At 43.4% G+C, this 16,037-nt stretch carries 14 protein-coding genes and 1 pseudogene; 4 read left to right on the top strand and 11 right to left on the bottom strand.

All coding sequences use genetic code 11. The annotated features are described in order from the left end of the window. Positions 1-235: 235 nt before the first annotated feature. Entirely contained in the window at positions 236-1,225 is a 990-nt protein-coding gene (locus AC2TF5_RS26535; protein WP_491300065.1) for a zinc-binding dehydrogenase, read from the bottom strand. A gap of 129 nt (positions 1,226-1,354) precedes the next feature. Between AC2TF5_RS26535 and AC2TF5_RS26530 the strand changes: the two genes are divergently transcribed. Further along, positions 1,355-2,224, top strand: coding sequence for a LysR family transcriptional regulator (locus AC2TF5_RS26530; protein ID WP_491300064.1), 870 nt, complete (start codon positions 1,355-1,357; stop codon positions 2,222-2,224). 78 nt (positions 2,225-2,302) lie between these two features. Here AC2TF5_RS26530 and AC2TF5_RS26525 read toward each other — a convergent pair whose 3' ends face one another. After that, positions 2,303-2,698: a VOC family protein gene (locus AC2TF5_RS26525; protein ID WP_491300063.1), complete on the bottom strand. Its 396-nt coding sequence runs from the start codon at positions 2,696-2,698 to the stop codon at positions 2,303-2,305. Between the two features lie 639 nt (positions 2,699-3,337). Here AC2TF5_RS26525 and AC2TF5_RS26520 point away from each other — a divergent pair. Next, a complete protein-coding gene (locus AC2TF5_RS26520) occupies positions 3,338-4,129 on the top strand; it encodes a sensor domain-containing protein (protein ID WP_491300062.1) in 792 nt (263 codons plus the stop codon). Between the two features lie 268 nt (positions 4,130-4,397). On the opposite strand, the gene AC2TF5_RS26515 is transcribed toward AC2TF5_RS26520, so the two are convergent. From AC2TF5_RS26515 to AC2TF5_RS26495, 5 genes are all read right to left on the bottom strand, one after another. Next, complete coding sequence (locus AC2TF5_RS26515) at positions 4,398-4,631, bottom strand: helix-turn-helix domain-containing protein (protein ID WP_491300061.1); 234 nt, start codon at positions 4,629-4,631, stop codon at positions 4,398-4,400. A gap of 530 nt (positions 4,632-5,161) precedes the next feature. Next, on the bottom strand, positions 5,162-6,163 hold the full coding sequence (gene pdxA, locus AC2TF5_RS26510) for a 4-hydroxythreonine-4-phosphate dehydrogenase PdxA (protein ID WP_491300060.1): 1,002 nt from the start codon (positions 6,161-6,163) through the stop codon (positions 5,162-5,164). Next, positions 6,160-7,455 (bottom strand): four-carbon acid sugar kinase family protein, encoded by a 1,296-nt coding sequence (locus AC2TF5_RS26505; RefSeq protein ID WP_491300059.1) that lies wholly within the window; start codon positions 7,453-7,455, stop codon positions 6,160-6,162. The genes pdxA and AC2TF5_RS26505 overlap by 4 nt, the downstream gene beginning before the upstream one ends. 52 nt (positions 7,456-7,507) lie before the next feature. Continuing rightward, the gene (locus AC2TF5_RS26500) at positions 7,508-8,491 is read right to left on the bottom strand and encodes a 2-keto-3-deoxygluconate permease (protein WP_491300058.1); all 984 of its coding nucleotides are present in this window, start codon (positions 8,489-8,491) and stop codon (positions 7,508-7,510) included. Between the two features lie 161 nt (positions 8,492-8,652). Then, a complete protein-coding gene (locus AC2TF5_RS26495; RefSeq protein WP_491300057.1) occupies positions 8,653-10,335 on the bottom strand; it encodes a PrpR N-terminal domain-containing protein in 1,683 nt (560 codons plus the stop codon). 214 nt (positions 10,336-10,549) lie between these two features. On the opposite strand from AC2TF5_RS26495, the pseudogene AC2TF5_RS26490 reads away from it, so the two are divergent. Continuing rightward, positions 10,550-10,883 (top strand): annotated as a pseudogene (locus tag AC2TF5_RS26490) (mechanosensitive ion channel family protein); the annotation flags it as partial. A 136-nt stretch (positions 10,884-11,019) separates the two neighbouring features. On the opposite strand, the gene AC2TF5_RS26485 reads toward AC2TF5_RS26490, so the two are convergent. The 4 genes from AC2TF5_RS26485 to AC2TF5_RS26470 all read right to left on the bottom strand — a co-directional run bounded on the left by AC2TF5_RS26485 (position 11,020) and on the right by AC2TF5_RS26470 (position 15,388). After that, entirely contained in the window at positions 11,020-12,360 is a 1,341-nt protein-coding gene (locus AC2TF5_RS26485) for a lytic polysaccharide monooxygenase (protein WP_491300056.1), read from the bottom strand. Between the two features lie 335 nt (positions 12,361-12,695). After that, entirely contained in the window at positions 12,696-13,943 is a 1,248-nt protein-coding gene (locus tag AC2TF5_RS26480; protein WP_491300055.1) for an FAD-dependent oxidoreductase, read from the bottom strand. A 54-nt stretch (positions 13,944-13,997) separates the two neighbouring features. Continuing rightward, complete coding sequence (locus AC2TF5_RS26475) at positions 13,998-14,768, bottom strand: SDR family NAD(P)-dependent oxidoreductase (RefSeq protein ID WP_491300054.1); 771 nt, start codon at positions 14,766-14,768, stop codon at positions 13,998-14,000. A gap of 23 nt (positions 14,769-14,791) precedes the next feature. Then, entirely contained in the window at positions 14,792-15,388 is a 597-nt protein-coding gene (locus tag AC2TF5_RS26470; RefSeq protein WP_491303011.1) for a TetR/AcrR family transcriptional regulator, read from the bottom strand. A 274-nt stretch (positions 15,389-15,662) separates the two neighbouring features. Here AC2TF5_RS26470 and AC2TF5_RS26465 point away from each other — a divergent pair, with 274 nt between their 5' ends. Beyond that, entirely contained in the window at positions 15,663-15,881 is a 219-nt protein-coding gene (locus AC2TF5_RS26465; RefSeq protein WP_491300053.1) for a hypothetical protein, read from the top strand. The last annotated feature ends 156 nt before the right edge of the window (positions 15,882-16,037 follow it).

The raw sequence follows: 16,037 nt of genomic DNA, 5'->3' as shown, positions 1-16,037 counted from the left end.
CCACAACTGCAAGAGGTTGTGGATTTTTGCTGTTTGTAGAGAAACGGAGAGTAAGCTGACCCCGAGGAATGTTGAGATACAGGCCGTGTCTGGATTGAACAACGAAGCATTTATTCAAGGAATTGGTGAACAATTTCCCGGTATGAATATCACACTCGAATAAATTCCATGTGATGAAGCTGTTGATGAAGTTCAAGTCCATTTCCATCAGAAGCCTATCCACATTGCATGAGTTTCAATCTATTTTTATTCCAATATTCCCAGATTGCTCCCCCTGTTGCATTCGCTGAAAGGCTTGAAGGGTTTCTTGTAAAGGATACACACTATCAATGATAGGCCGTATTGAGTGGAGTTCCATAAATTGAAGCATAGCAATAAACTCTTCACTGCTTCCCATTGAGGTGCCGATGATACTGATTTGGGGGTAAAATATGGATCGTACTGCTATTTCCATTCGATCTCCTGAGCTTGCTCCAAACGTCACGATACGGCCATTTGGCTTAATGATATCAAAGTACTGTTGGAACGTCGCTGGCCCGATACTATCCAGGATGAGATCCACTGTTTCTCCTTTCATACTTTCCTTCCAATCACTATGACTGTCAAAGGCATGATCTGCCCCATGTGCAAGAGCAGCTTGCCTTTTTGTTTCACTGCGTGATGTGACACTGACTCGTGCACCCGCCGCTGAAGCCATAAGCATGGCATAAGTCGCCACACCGCCACCAATACCTGGAATAAGGATATGTTCGCCTTGCTGTAAGCGACCTCTCGTGAACAAAGCCCGATAGGCCGTCAAGGCAGACAAGGGCAACACTCCAGCTTCTTCCCAAGACAAGTAAGTTGGTTTGGTGACGGCATTGTGCGCAGGGATGATGATAGACTCGGCGAATGTACCATCCGAAGGACCACCCACTATGGCTGGAACGGTCGGGACATTTTGGATGAGTTCCCATCCGATACACGGATTAATGATTACATCGGTACCTACTATAAGGTTTTTTACGCCTTCACCTACCGCTTCAATTCTGCCCGCGCCGTCAGAACCCATAATCAGGGGAGCATCCTCATTTGTTCGATCCGCCATGAGGAATAAGTCTCGATGATTCAACCCTGCAGTTTTCAGCCTTACTTTTACTTCGCCGAAGCCCGGCTGTTTGTCAATAACGTCTTCATATGTCAAGCCCTTCAAGCCGTTCATCCCAGCATGTACGATTGCTTTCATTCTAATTCCTCCAGTAATTCGTATTTCGATGAATCTATTTTGAATTGTACAGAGTGGGAATCATACAGTAAAATGAACAAAACCGAATGTGAGTATCATAAATGATCATACCAAGCAGGTGACATAGAAATGGAAAGCGGAGATTTAAGAATATTTCGAGCTGTAGCTCAAGAGGGGAGCATAACCAAGGCTGCGCAAATGTTGAACTATGTACAGTCTAATGTGACGAACCGAATTCAATATCTTGAGGCTCAGTTGAAAATCCCCCTTTTTCGGCGATCTAATCGAGGGATGACGCTAACTCCGGCTGGCGAGAATTTACTAGGATATGCGGATAAAATACTGACTCTGATGGACGAGGCTGTGAAATCCACACAATACTCGGATCATCCTGCAGGGTCTCTTCGGATAGGTTCCATTGAAACGACTGCGGTCATTCATCTGACGCCTCTATTGGCCGAATATCAATCACGATATCCAGATGTTAATGTATCGCTCATTACGGGTGTGACACATGCTCTCTTACAAAAGGTGCTGGATTACGATCTTGATGGGGCTTTTGTATATGGACCAATTGACCATCCCGACATAGAACATGTCGCGGCTTTTGAAGAGGAGTTGGTGCTGATATCGGAGCCGGGAAAAAGCAACATGCACGAGCTGCTTTCGAAGCCGATGTTGTTTTTTGATGTTGGATGTACGCATCGGGAAAAAGCGGAGAGTTTTCTGAGAGGAACTGGTCTGACGACATATCAAATTATGGAATTTGGCACATTAGCAGTTATTCTAGAAGGGGTTTCCACTGGGGTCGGTGTGTCTATGCTACCACGATCAACGATTGCCAAGGCGGAAGAGAAGGGCATAATCGCTTCTCACCGTTTGCCTGAAGAGTACCGAGATTTGCAGGTATGGTTTGTGCATAGACATGACTCGATTTACTCAAGTGCGTTGACAAGGCTAACACAATTAGTTGAAGCTAAGCAAAGCAATAATAGTTAACCCGCAACGATCGATAGCGTCGAGTATGAAAAGCCCGACCGTGTGAGGTCGGGCTTTTGTCTATGCGATTGTATAACTCTATTTTGCATGCTCGTCTGGCTGATGAATACCAAAAATATTCCCTTCAGTGTCAATGTAATACCCTTGCCACGCCATTCCAGGAAGTGCATATTTTGGCAATGCGAGCTTGCCTCCAAGATTAAGAATTTTTGTTTCAGTAGAATCGTAGTCTTCTACTCCCATAGTACATGCATAACCATTCATAGCTTGACCGGGTTGGGGGGAAGCGCCTTGACGTTGCATCAAAGCCCCGTTGATTCCGGGTTCATTTGCATCGCCTGTCATAGCTCCCAAATAAGGCATTCCAGCATAATCACTCCAATCCTCAAACGTCCATCCAAATACCCCGCCATAAAACTTCTTAGCACGTTCCATGTCATCTACATGAATTTCGAAATGAACTAGTCGGCCCATGATTTCCTCCTATGGTTTGACTTCCTACATTTTTTATTATTATACTAACCTTTTTTACTAAAAATATAAAATTTAATTGAAAATTTTTTGTGGTTTGTGCGAGGCTAAGGTGAGATCAAAACCGTGACTATACCCGTAGAAGCTTATGTTGCGTTATCTTCGGACAGGGGTTCGACTCTCCTTGCCTCCATATAGAGCACATACAAAAAGACACTCGAGAGGGTGTTTTTTGTGTTAGAAAAGGAACTCTATACTTTTTGTTAAGTAATAAAGATATTGGAATTATAGAATGGACGACATACTCTGGACGGTGTAATTTTTTTATAGCCGTTCCCATCTTGAATACGTATATGCGAATACCAAATTCCTGACGATGTAGGCGCAGCAATTGTTTCATTGCCTGTAGACGTTGTCCATCCCTCGTTGCTGTCAAACTCTACTTCATTGTTGGACCACTTGTAATCTATCTTATCTGTTGCACCAAGAGGATTTGTATTGAAAAGTGATACATTACTGACCAGTCCTAGTCTAAAGTCTAGGTTCAGATACCCCCTAAGACGGTTATGTCATGCGAATAAGGCGGATATAATGGATTTATAACTCAGAGCGTGACTTATGAAGCCAAGGGAGTGTTTGATTATGAAGGCAACAGAAGCGACTGCAACGGCGCGGGCAGGTAAGGTGAATTGGGTGCTTTTTAATCCAAAAACCTATGCAACGATCCTCTATTTACTGCTATCTCTCCCGTTAGGGATTATTTATTTTACAGTAGCGATAACGGGACTTGCACTATCAATCGGTTTAACTCCAATATTTATCGGAATACCGCTGTTTTTTGGAGTAGCTAAGCTATTGAATGGGATTGTGAATTTTGAACAAAGCATGATTAGACAAATTCTAGGTTTACCTACTCCTCCTGTTTCGTATACCTACAATCGACAGTCTGAAGCTGGGCAGAACTGGTTGATGCGAATGATAAGAGGTTTTGACGGGGGGCTATTCATTCGAAACCTGCTGCTCGTATTACTAAGATTTGTAACAGGCATTGTATTCTTTATTATTATGGTAACGATGATTTCACTAGGACTAGGCTTTATTGCTCTTCCAGTCGTGCATATCATTTTGATGAATGAAATGCAGCTTGATATTTTAGAGAATAGCTTGTTTAGTTATTTTCATATAGATTGGACCTATAATCAGCAATATCTGCTGTACGTAGGAGTTGGCCTTGTGCTTTTTTGGGTCGCGCTTCGCGTCGTGAATGGACTCATGAAAATTCAGCGCAGAATCATGTATGTGGATGAGCCATATCAGCAGCCGTCAGTGCCAATGGAAACACAAATACATGCGACGGTTCAGCCGGAATATTATGACTATCAAGAGGATCAGCCTACTCAAGGGATGATGCAGCCAGCTTATAGAGAGCTTTAGAAGCTCTCTTTTTTAAAATCCACTACTTGATGCGTGATTTATTTGGACAAGGATACGGACTCCCTTCGCTCTACGATGTAAACCTACAACCGCACTGAACTGTACTCCAATGGTTAGACACCATCTAACCATTGGAGGTGCAGTTTTTTATGACCAAATTCCGTGCAGATGAAAGATTACAAGCAGTTATACATTATCAAAATGGATCGGAAAGCGTGAAAACTATTGCAAAGCCATCAGAGATATTTCCTATGTATCGTTGGTATCTTTATCTTCGAACAATATCCCCCTCATCCACCAACTCAATAATCTCCCGAATATCGCTAATATTTAAAGCCTCAGCAATTCTTTCAATATGACTAAAGCTGATACTTTCCCGTTTTCCGTTGGCAAGTTCACTTAGGGCTGCGTGCCGTACATCGGATAGTCGAGACAACTCTCGCAAAGAAATATTATGTGCTTTGGTTAATTCCGAGACTTTAACGATAACTTTTTTGCCCATAATAACCACCTCTTAAAAGATCGATTTCAGCTTGACTATACGCATAAGCGTACCGTATAAGGAGAATCCTATGCAAAGCTTCCTGGAATCCCTATACTATTGGCGCGCGATTTCAAAACATGTGAAGAGTTAGGATGAACAGGAGAACAAGGAAGCTTTTTTGGCCAAGCAATTTGCGAAACTAAATTATGTAGATCCGGATAGTGCCTTGAGCCATTACCTTCTGAAAAGTCTCATAAAGAGCGATATTCCCGTTACATCCGAGCCGATTTTCCCATTCAGATACAATATGAGTCAAAGGACCGCGCTTGAACAGGCTTTGAAAAGTACCATTAGCATTATTGAAGGTCCCCCGGGCACTGGTAACCCATCCCTTGTTTTAATGGTGACTTTAATGTGCTTTATGCGGGCATACGGCGAGCAGTTGTCAAATTTCTGAAGATGGGGATATAAAAGAAAAGGTTAATATGAAGAAGGACCCGGCGAAGGCCGGGCCTTATAATGCTATCATTGCATCGTTATAGCTCAGGTTAGATCTGATCCTTCGGAGCCAGTTCAATGGCAGAACGAATCGCGGCGAGCATGCTCTTGTCATCAGCGATATTTTTCCCTGCAATATCGAAGGCTGTGCCATGGTCCACGGAGGTGCGGATGATACCGCCCTTCAGTCCGACCGTGATGTTCACGCCCTCTTCGATGCCCATGACCTTGATGGGTGCATGTCCCTGGTCATGGTAGCAAGCAACAACGATATCGAAATCGCCTCTGCCTGCTCTGAAGAATAACGTATCCGCAGGCAGGGGGCCTACAACGTTAATGCCTTCCTGCTGAGCGCGCTCGATGCCCGGTTGCAGTTTTTCCTCTTCTTCGCCGTTGCCGAAGAGCCCGTTCTCGCCCGCATGAGGGTTAATTCCGCAGACAGCGACTCTCGGATTGTCGAATCCGGCTTTCTTCAAGGTATCGTGAGCCAATTTGACGACGGTATACGTTCTTTCCGGGTTGATACTCTGAATGGCTTCGATCAATCCCATATGCGTTGTCAGGTGAATGACCCGCAAGTTCGGCGTTGTCAGCATCATCGAGAAATCTTTCGTATCCGTGAGATCCGCTAAAATCTCGGTGTGTCCAGGATACAGATGCCCGCCTCGATGCAAAGCTTCCTTGTTCAGAGGTGCTGTACAGATGGAGTGGATCTTGTGCTGCTTCGCCAGATCGATCGCTCTAGCCAGGAATTGAAAAGCCGCATCTCCCGCAACCGCGGAAACTTCGCCGAATTTGAGGTCAGCCGGAACGAGATCCAGATCAATGACATCCACGGCGCCAAATTCGTATTTTGCCTCGGATGGATCTTGAATGGCGCGCACCTTTAGGTCTGAACTGATAATTGGCAGAACCCGATCTAAGATTTTCGCATCTCCAATCACGAGTGGATTGCAGTTATCGTACATTTCCTGATGGGAAAGTGCCTTCATAATAATCTCGGGCCCGATGCCTGCGGCATCGCCCATCGTAATTCCAATCGTGGGTTTCATGCTCTATGACCTCCTTTTAACTTTTGGATCGCATGGATAAATACGTCCGGTTTGCCGAATCCGCCTGCCTTGGTGATCACATACAGGTCGTCGACGCTTAAGAATTTCGAAATCGGCACACCGATTTCAAGCTCGTCCAACAATTCAAATCCGCTAATGGTCCATTTCATACAGATCTGCTTGGCGGTATCTCCGCCAGTCATGGATACTCCTTTGAAATACCCGTTCTCAAGCAGCTTGGCGCAGATTTCACCAATAGCTCGCACAATTTCATTGCTGACCTCGGTGTGATTAAGTCCTCTAACCTCACCTGCTGCGCGTGCTTGTTCGACATCACGCTGCTCTGCGGTTGAGTAGATGGCAATATCTTTGCCTTTTAGTGCTTCTGTCTTTACTTCTTCATACACGCGGTTGATTTCCTCATTGCGCTCTGCTTGCTCCGATACAGCTTTGTAGGAGTTAAATTGTACCGGGTAAACATCGGTTTGTTCAAGCAGAAGTTTAAGCTGCGCGCGGGAATTCTTGTTCACGCTGCCCACGACGGTAAGGATCGGCCCCTGATTTTGCGTGATGGTGAGCTCGACAGGATGGCTCGAAATATCGTAATGAAAAGGCAGGTAGTTGGCAATGCCTGCAGATCCAGCCCATGCGAAACGAAAGTCAAGTTGTCTGGTTATTTGCAGGATTTGCTCTAAATGCACTTCTTCCGTGGAGTCAACCAGCACATATGGAATATTATTTTCTTGAAATTCTTTTAATATAGTCTCAATATGGTCCCTTCCAGCATCCAGATCGCGGACTGAAATCTCGCCGACGGCATACTTGGTTTGCAATTGAAGCAAGTCAGGGAGATAGGAATGGGTGACCGGCGTCTTGGGGTCGTTGGCAATTTCAGTTTCTGCCAGAGGTACTCCATTCAAATAATGGGTACCATTTAGAATGGTGCGATTATTTTTGGGATAGCCCGGAGCGATCATCATGAAGTCAGGCTTCACTATGTCGTACAGGGCATCGATTTCGACCCCGATATTGCCGCGCATGGTAGAGTCCATTTTTTTAAAAATCGTGTCAAACCCGGCATCCGTTAGAAATTGGGCCGCTCGGCTTACTCGCCGATAAGCTTCCTCTGATGTTATGGAACGGCTATCTGTATCGAAGACGACAGCATCGTAGTGATGAATGTTGTCGTCGTCCATATTGAACAACACGCTTGTTTTCAGGCCATGACGAGCGAGTTGGACCCCGCTGTCATTGGCACCAGTCAAATCATCTGCGATAATGGCTAATTTCATGTTGCTACCTCCTCTTAAAAGCTGATGGATAGAGGGGTTCTTAAAAAAACCTCTATGATGTCGGATTATTGTATTTGGCTACGCCGCCTGATTTCTCCAATCGCTTGGACAGGAAACCAATAAAGATCGGCAGCAGGATGGCCGTCGTCACGACGCTCGCAGCAATTTGTACAGTTGCAAGTTCAGCGATGGGAGCGAATGATGCGTTGGCAGCAACAATCGCAGCCGGCGTACCAACCGCATTACCGGCTGTGGAGCCTTCCGAAGCCCCGACAATCGGGTTCCAACCGATGGCTTTAAAGAGAAGAAATCCAATGCCGCCCGTAAGTAATACGGTCAGCACCCCAAGCAAGATACCGCTGAGTCCGCCCTGAATGATGGACGAGAAATTGATCCCCATACCCAACGAGAAGGCGAAGAAAGGAACCAACTTGTCACTGCCTTTATGCAGCCAATCGGCCATATCGCGGTCCAGGTTCCCGATCACGACGCCGACAAGCAGGGGAAGCAGTACCGCAACAAAAGATATCGGCGAGAACATGCCGTTGGCAAAACCCATAGCGCCAAAGATCGAGAGTGCCACCATCGTCAAGAATGGTCCGTCGCTTAAAGCAAGGAAAGGATAGGCAGCTTTGTCATCCTCTTTCCCATATTGTCCAGCTAATGCTATATACAGTCCGCCGTTGGAATTCGTCATCGCGGCGATAATGGCAAGAGGGGCAAGACCCAGGAATAATCCATTGGAATCTGCAAACATAATGGCGATCAATCCCAATAGAGCACCGATTACCCATTTGAACACCAGCAGCGTGACGCCCTTCCCAACAGATGATCCCGCCGTTTTAAACGTGATTTGCGTTCCGGCAATCAACAAGAATAGGGCAATGAGCGTACTCGAGCTATTCACGAACAAGGCCTCCGTGAAGCCGCCGATTCGCAAAGCGTTTGGTGCGAATGTATTGATGCACGCTCCGATGAGGAGGGGAACAACCATCATACCGCCAGGGATACGATCTAATGTCGCTTTGATTTTCATAATATTAGCTCCTTGTGTAATCGTTTTATTGAAGCGCTTCCATAAATCATACTAGAGCATATTGTTTATTTTAGCAACATATAATTTTTGTAAAAAAGATAATTCCATTAAACTGTTTAAAATTGCAACACATATGATGAAGAAAAGGCGTAAACTTAAATTTATTCTTTAAGTTTACGCCAAAGCGTGGCTCGATTAATCCCTAATCGTTCTGCCGCTCTAGATTGATTATTATTTTCCTCATGGAGTACGTGTTGAATTATTCCTTTCTCGATCTCTTTTAAGGTACCTTCAAGTTGGATAGGATTTGAGGCAGAATGCCCATCCAGCAGGCGAGATAATGTTTCGGCTGAAATCACGTAATCCGTTTCGTTCAAGGCTGCCTGTTTGATGAGCTGTTTTAATTGGCCAATCGTCATATGCGAAGCGGACTGCCGTATCAGCTGTAATGCGTCATCCTTTATTTTCACCGCGGTGGTTCCGTATTTTTGATGGTATCGGCTTAGAAAATGCTGAATGAGCGAAGATAGATCATCCAATCGGTCAGACAGGGACGGCATGATGATCGTATTTAGCTTTATATGTCCGGTTTCAGCTTGGTTAAGCGGCTGTTCACTGAGCATGAATACGCCAATCTGCCTATTAAGGCAGGCCTCAACAAATGCAGCGAAACGAGAATCAAGGCTGCCTTGTTCTATATGGATTAATTCCACATTGTGAACTTTGGACAGAGGAATTTTTTCTAACTGATCCGGGGAAATTTGGGCTGCATCGATCTGAAGAAGCAAGTCGCCGTCCGAGTATAATTGATGAAAGTATTGAACCATGAAGGACTTCCCCGTATCCTTCTCCCCGAGCAGATGAATGGGCTCATGGTGTTTATAGAGAGCTTTGATATTTTCCAATGTGGTGCGCATAGCGGAGGATTCCGCGACAATAGGCTCGGCTAATGTTTCTGTATATGCTTTTATGCCTGTCTGCGCAAATTCATAAGGCTGTTCTTTTTCCAGAAAGTATACTTTATAACTTCTATGATTCAATGTTGTTTCATAGGCCGTGACCACTAACTGGAAATCATCGACCATGAAGACATTCTGAATCTTGGATTTGTGGAATTCCAAGTTGGTATTGGTCAGAAAAATATGGTTGTCGGTCAAAGGGTTGCGGTCAAAATCGGTCAGTTGCTCAAATATGACCTCATTCCGATCGTTCAAAATGACGAGATTGGGATGCTCCAGTGTAACCAGATCGTTCAAAATCATCGAAATGACATTGTTTTTGCTGAGATAACGATAGATAAGCTGCGCATCCTTGAGAGATCTTACGATCGATTCTTTGCCTGAATGTATTAACAAGCCCTTCAAGCCGTAAGCTTTGGCTGTGTTCACGGTGATGACATCGCCGAGAATCTGGCGGTAACCGTCGGCCTTCAGCTCCAGCAGTAAAATGGCAACGTCTTCGGAACTATGTATGGTGTACACCTTTATAGGCAAATCCATCAGATCAATAATCGATTGTGCGCCGGAAGTAATATTGGAAAAGCCCACGATGGCTGTTTTTCCGTTAAACTGACTCGCCAGCGTGAGCGAACGGATCATGTCGTATCCCGAAAGGTGAATGTCAATGACGGGAATCGTGACTGCATCCTTGATCCGCTGAGCCGTTCCACCGCGGCTGATAATGACCTCGGCTCCGTTTTTCTCAGCATGGGCTGCTAATTCCGCCCCTTTCATCAAGTCGCCGACCACATACTGAATGTCTAGTTCGGGGAAATGGGGAATGCACTCTTGTATTACGGGAATCATTGCTTCATATGGAGCAATCATATGGACATGTATGCGCATATTTATCCTGCCTTTTTTTATTAATCAATCGGTCATGTACCTCGTTCTCACGAGATGCAGGCGCGTATCTTTATTATAGCCAACTTATATAGGAATCGCACCCCCGCGAGCATGACGATGGATATTGAACCCGTTTGGTTATGGCTCCAAACTAGGTTTCGAATGGCATTTTTTGTTCTTTTGCGTAGTACTAGAATCTAACCTATAACAATAGGCTAATTTTATAGCCAAAAAAATCGTGCTGAAGACGATCATTCATATCGTCAACAACAATCGGTACACATGGGACAATATCATCGTGGAAAAAAAGTGTTTTACAAGCTGTCGTATCAGACCGATTAAGGGATACATTCAGGTTGCGAAGATTATTCTATTCCTCATCGGCGGCATTGTTGTGATCTCGAGTCTCATCGGTCAGAATCCGTTGATCATTCTCAGTGGGCCCGGTGCCTTATCGGCTGTTCTGATGCTATGCATTAAGGATTCCATATTAGGTCTGGTGGCAGGTGTTCAATTATCATCGAATGATATGGTGCGTGTAAGATGACTAGATTGAAATGCCTAAATATAATGCGGACGGCGACGTGATCGACATTACACGGTCGCTTTTTTTGTGCAGATTTGGGGGTGACATCAAAAGAAAAATGACTACAGAAAAATTCTGTAGTCATGAAAATCTGAATACTAAGGAATGACTTTCCACACGTCGGCTCCACCCGGAGTTTCACCTAGAGTCCACCATTTAGCTTCATAGTTTACACCGTTATAGGTTACTTTGCTGCCACCAACATAAACAGTGGATGCATCCCAGGCTGGGTAGGTGACAGGTGCGCTAGGTGTAGTTACATTGACAATATTGCTAGCAGCGGATACATTACCAGCTGCATCTACAGCCTTTACAGTAAAGGAGTAAGCCGTATTTGGCGACAGACCCGTAACCGTGTATTCAAGCGTTGAACCAGAAACCGTAGAGACTAATGTCGAGCCTTGGAACACTTGATAGCCGGTTACACCCACATTGTCCGTTGAAGCATTCCACATTAAAGGAACTGTAGTAGATGTAATTGTACCCATCACATGTAAGCTTGTAGGAGCCGAAGGAGCCTGAGTATCAGGACCTTCTACGGCTTGTGTGGTGAAGGATACAGAATTGCTAGCCGGTGATACGTTCCCGGCAGCATCTACTGCTTTAACGGTAATGTTATAGGTTGTATTAGGTGTTAAGCCTGTTAGATTGTAATTCAGTGCATTTGTGGAAGCGATTTGGGTTGAACCGTTAAAAATACGATAATTCGTAACGCCTACATTATCTGTGGCAGCATTCCAAGAAATTGTTGCACTAGTGGTTGCAACATTGGAAGCTGTTACTCCTGTAGGAGCAGTTGGTGCTGTGGTATCTGGATTTCCATCACCGGAGAAGTTAACATCGATAACGTTATAGAATGCATTTCCTGTGTCCGAAATTTCCCAAACAGCGAGAATGACTTGATATCCCGTTCTGTTCGGTACGTTACAAGTGTCGGAATAGGTATTTGACGGCGTACCTTTATACGGTACATTACAGAAAGGAGTTAAGTCGAAGGATGCACGAGTTAATGGTGCATTCGGGTCCCAATCCTGCTTGGTAATGTAGTATTTCCAGCTAGCTGTTGCATGAGGTACTTTTAACTTCCAGTCAAAAGTCGTTTGTCCGGGTGAAATGTTTACTTTTGTCCAACGAGTTTCGGATTGCTGATCAAGTGGAGCGAACAAGCCGTTAGCACTTGCGATTTTACCATCAGCTGGACCTGCTGCCGGGAATCCTTTGTCTGCTTCTAAGCTATACGGTTCATAAATAATAAGTCCACAATTCGTATTGATTCCTCTTGCACATAAATCCGCACGGCTGGAAGGATTACTTACATATCCGTGAGCGGATGCTTTGGACTCGAATAAGAATAGAGCCATAAAAGCGAGCGTCATCAATAAACCGCCGGCTAAGACCTTCTTAACAAGTCCAGAATTAGGGAAACTTAGGGTTGACATCAAAAAAACTCCTCCTCTTTAGATAAACTATGCACGAAGAACCAAACGATCATTCGTACCTTGATTGCATAACGACGTGCTTCCTTACCTCCTTCCAAGGTCAATATGTATGCTCAATAAGTGAACATAAATAACTAATTTTTTGGGTAATAAATGATTGTGTTGATGAATAAGAGGTTATTGCTGACATAGGCAATAAAATAAACGTTGATGTTGCCAAGAGACTGCTATAAGTCTAGATGGTGTAACATGAGAGAAGTTTTAAGGCTCTGAGAGATAAATCGAAGTGTTGTATATGATTGTAGTAGATATATTGTGAGACTGTAAAAGAATAATTAGGATGAGCAAACTTGAAGAATGTTTTCCTTCTGATTAGTTCCAGAAATTCCGAGTGCAATTTTACCGCCAATTTTTTTGCGAAGACCTGGAACCAATCTAGTTGTAAACATCCCAAACATTTTACCCGCATGTGCAAGCTTATTGGGTGTATATACGACAGAAGACATGAAGTTAGATCTTTCGATAATATCTTCATTAATTGGCTTTCTTACTTTTTCATATAAATCCAATGCTTCTTTCAAATCCATTTGATTGCTTAAAGTTTTGGCAAGGAGCCTGCTTAATACATCAGCATCTTGAATAGCCATGTTCATCCCTTGCCCTGAGGAGGCATGTGTAAGATGGGCAGCATCCCCAATGAGTGATACACCTTTATTAGAATAGTGGTTGGCATGCATTCGAACCATTTTGTAAATATGCTCGCCTTCACGATGCACATGTAAGTTTTTCAAGCTGGGGACACGTTTTGTTAGGTTTCTCAATAGTTCTGCATCGGTGAGTTTTCTCCACTCCGCAGACTTTCCAGAAGGAACAACGATTGTAATTCGCATTTGCTGATCAGGCAAAGGAATAAGAACAACTGCTCCATCTCGATGCAAATGAACCTGTGTTCTCAAATCACCTGTAAACCATGTAGGACGTGGTAAATGTAAGACGATAAGCTCATGATTATACACCATGCGCTCGGCATCAATGGCCAATTCCTTTCTAATCGATGACAATCCTCCATCAGCAGCGACTACAGTTTTGGCGCGACATTCAATTCGATTGTTACCTGACTTCATCAATACACCATTAACGTTTCCATGATCATCATAAGTCAAATTCTCAACGGAACTGCCACGAATAATTCGAATGTTCTCATGCTTGTTGGCCCAATCAAGTAATCCCTGTTCGATCTCACGATGAGGGATATTCATGATGTAATTGAACTTGCTTGATGTTAAAGGCTTTAAATCAATCTTCATTAGCATTTTATATAAGGAATGATGCAGCTCAATCCCATAAGATTTGATGTGATCTAGCTTCTGGAAGTCTTGCAGTACACCCCATTGTTCTAATATCTCTAGTGTTCGAGGCTGTAGGCCATCTCCGCGGTTCATACTGCCTGGGTCTTTTCTTCTATCGATTACGAGCACTTTCAAATTATATTTTGCAAGTGCACAGGCAAGAGCACCTCCCGCAACAGCACCACCGACAATAATTATATCTGTATGAATGGTTTCAGCGTTTAGTTGAGTCATTACAATACCTCCTTTTAAGTTGGAAGATCATATTGTGAAGTCGATTCAGTCTAACTATGAGGTGATTTTTCGAATGATGTTGTTTGCAACATTAGGTAAGTATTTAATCATATAACCTAGCATGTTGCTCTGACGTCCTACTATAACTTCATTCTTTTTCTTCTGAATTGCCTCTATCATTCTATTAGCAACTTCATCAATATCCAGTGAGCCGGATTTGCCGTACCAGTGCGGGATCCGACCCTGCAAGTGAGAGCTTAAATTAGTGTTCATATGTCCTGGAGAAAAGAGAATGACATTAATGCCTTGATCGCTCACTTCTCTGCGTAATCCTCTGGCGAAGCATGAAATGGCCGCTTTTGTTGCTCCATAGGGGACCATATGTGGAAAAGCAGCTTCCCCCATAATGGAGGAAATAAGGACGATCTGCCCCGATTTCTTTTGAAGCATATGAGGAATAATAAATCGGGTACAACGAATGATTCCAATTACATTAGTTTGGAACATTGCCTCGACTTCACTCGTATTAAGCTGATTCACGGTATCAATATATTGAATAGCTGACCCCAGGATAGCGATATCGATACGACCGAATTGTTGAATGGTTTCAGCCACTAGCTTCTGAACAGATTCTTCAGAGCAAATATCGCATGGCCGTACATGGCACTCCCCACCAGTTGTTTCAATGGTTTTCTTCAATACTTCAAGAGCATCCAAGGATCTAGCAGATACAATAACCTTTGCTCCTTGACTAGCAAGCTTTAAAGAAACTGAACGACCAATACCGCTGGATGCCCCGATAACTAACACAATTTTACCTTTCATACAGGCTATGCTCCTTTCGTTTTTCAATTAGCTGATTTCTTTAAAACACCCTCAAGTAAAATTTTTGTTGCGAGTTGTAACGACTCGGAATAGGAGAGGTTATGCTCCTCAATAAAGCCCTCGCTCGTAAATGCTTCAATAGCAATTAAAAAAAAGTGAAGGACTATTTTGGAGTCGATATCGATGAAATATCCATTTTGTTGAGCATATTGGAACAAGCTGTCATAACGTGCAATTCTAATTTTTCGTTGCTCGAGTATTTTAGACCATAAGTCGGGGAAAGTTCGTTGAATCTCAACTACTTGTTGTTTGGTGAAAAAAGAAAGATGACCAGCCACACGTTCTGACAGAATCTTGATTTTGTCCAAAATATCTATGGAAGGGTTATTCATAACAGGAAGTATTTCGGCGTCAATATTATTGAATACAGAATCAATGCAGGAAGAAATAATCTGTTCTTTACTGGAAAAAAATTTATAAATGGTTTTTTTGCTAATGGACAATTCGCTTGCTACTTGATCCAGCAATACTCTACTAAATCCTTGCTCCATACCAAGCTCAAAATATTTATCCATAATTTTTTCTTTGAGTTCTCTAGCATCTGGGGGTAGTACAGTCATCACTTATGTTCTCTCCTTAGATAAGGGTGTCGAGCATGAAACCATGGAAACTGAAAATCTATTTTGGGTTTCCAAGATCAATATTACCTCCTGTTACTTTAATTGTCAATTAATAAAAAGTCAGGAAAATGTTCAGTTAAAAATCGTGAACATCTAGACCTGAAAGAGGTTTTACACTTGTGACATATGTCATCGAAAACATAATTTTAAATTTTGAATAATATGGATAGGATCGATTATAGAGGGAATCATTTACAAAGGGGGCATGAGAACGTTGGCAGTTAGCCGTGAGGTTGTAGAGCAAGATTATGTTATTGAACAAGTGAGGCAGTTATTTCAATGCACGGTGTTATGGTGTGAAGGGCGTGCATGCTTAGAGTATGAAAGCAAGGAAGAATTAGACAAAATATCCGACTATGTAAAAGCCAATTTTGATAAAGACCTGCTGGATGTGTTTTTTACGGCAGTTGAAAGTCTTTCACAGGATGCTTAGAAGTTAATACCATTAACGCCCATATGAGAGATTGAAAAATCCAAATGTAGTAGAGAAGTAAGCGACTATGATAGGTCGCTTTCTTGCGTTTTTCGTATTCGGAAAGGATAGTGAAAACGCGTTGTTTATTGGGGTTCGGACGTTATCTATCATCGC

The organism is Paenibacillus sp. JNUCC 34 (assembly GCF_058269055.1).
Note: the sequence above shows the minus strand (reverse complement) of the source record. Positions and strands in the feature narration are given on the sequence as shown.

Bases quoted from the DNA above. Each gene is read 5' to 3' on its own strand.
- AC2TF5_RS26535 (WP_491300065.1), bottom strand. From the start codon at position 1,225: ATGAAAGCAATCGTACATGCTGGGATGAACGGCTTGAAGGGCTTGACA.
- AC2TF5_RS26530 (WP_491300064.1), top strand. From the start codon at position 1,355: ATGGAAAGCGGAGATTTAAGAATATTTCGAGCTGTAGCTCAAGAGGGG.
- AC2TF5_RS26525 (WP_491300063.1), bottom strand. From the start codon at position 2,698: ATGGGCCGACTAGTTCATTTCGAAATTCATGTAGATGACATGGAACGT.
- AC2TF5_RS26520 (WP_491300062.1), top strand. From the start codon at position 3,338: ATGAAGGCAACAGAAGCGACTGCAACGGCGCGGGCAGGTAAGGTGAAT.
- AC2TF5_RS26515 (WP_491300061.1), bottom strand. From the start codon at position 4,631: ATGGGCAAAAAAGTTATCGTTAAAGTCTCGGAATTAACCAAAGCACAT.
- pdxA (WP_491300060.1), bottom strand. From the start codon at position 6,163: ATGAAACCCACGATTGGAATTACGATGGGCGATGCCGCAGGCATCGGG.
- AC2TF5_RS26505 (WP_491300059.1), bottom strand. From the start codon at position 7,455: ATGAAATTAGCCATTATCGCAGATGATTTGACTGGTGCCAATGACAGC.
- AC2TF5_RS26500 (WP_491300058.1), bottom strand. From the start codon at position 8,491: ATGAAAATCAAAGCGACATTAGATCGTATCCCTGGCGGTATGATGGTT.
- AC2TF5_RS26495 (WP_491300057.1), bottom strand. From the start codon at position 10,335: ATGCGCATACATGTCCATATGATTGCTCCATATGAAGCAATGATTCCC.
- AC2TF5_RS26485 (WP_491300056.1), bottom strand. From the start codon at position 12,360: ATGTCAACCCTAAGTTTCCCTAATTCTGGACTTGTTAAGAAGGTCTTA.
- AC2TF5_RS26480 (WP_491300055.1), bottom strand. From the start codon at position 13,943: ATGACTCAACTAAACGCTGAAACCATTCATACAGATATAATTATTGTC.
- AC2TF5_RS26475 (WP_491300054.1), bottom strand. From the start codon at position 14,768: ATGAAAGGTAAAATTGTGTTAGTTATCGGGGCATCCAGCGGTATTGGT.
- AC2TF5_RS26470 (WP_491303011.1), bottom strand. From the start codon at position 15,388: ATGACTGTACTACCCCCAGATGCTAGAGAACTCAAAGAAAAAATTATG.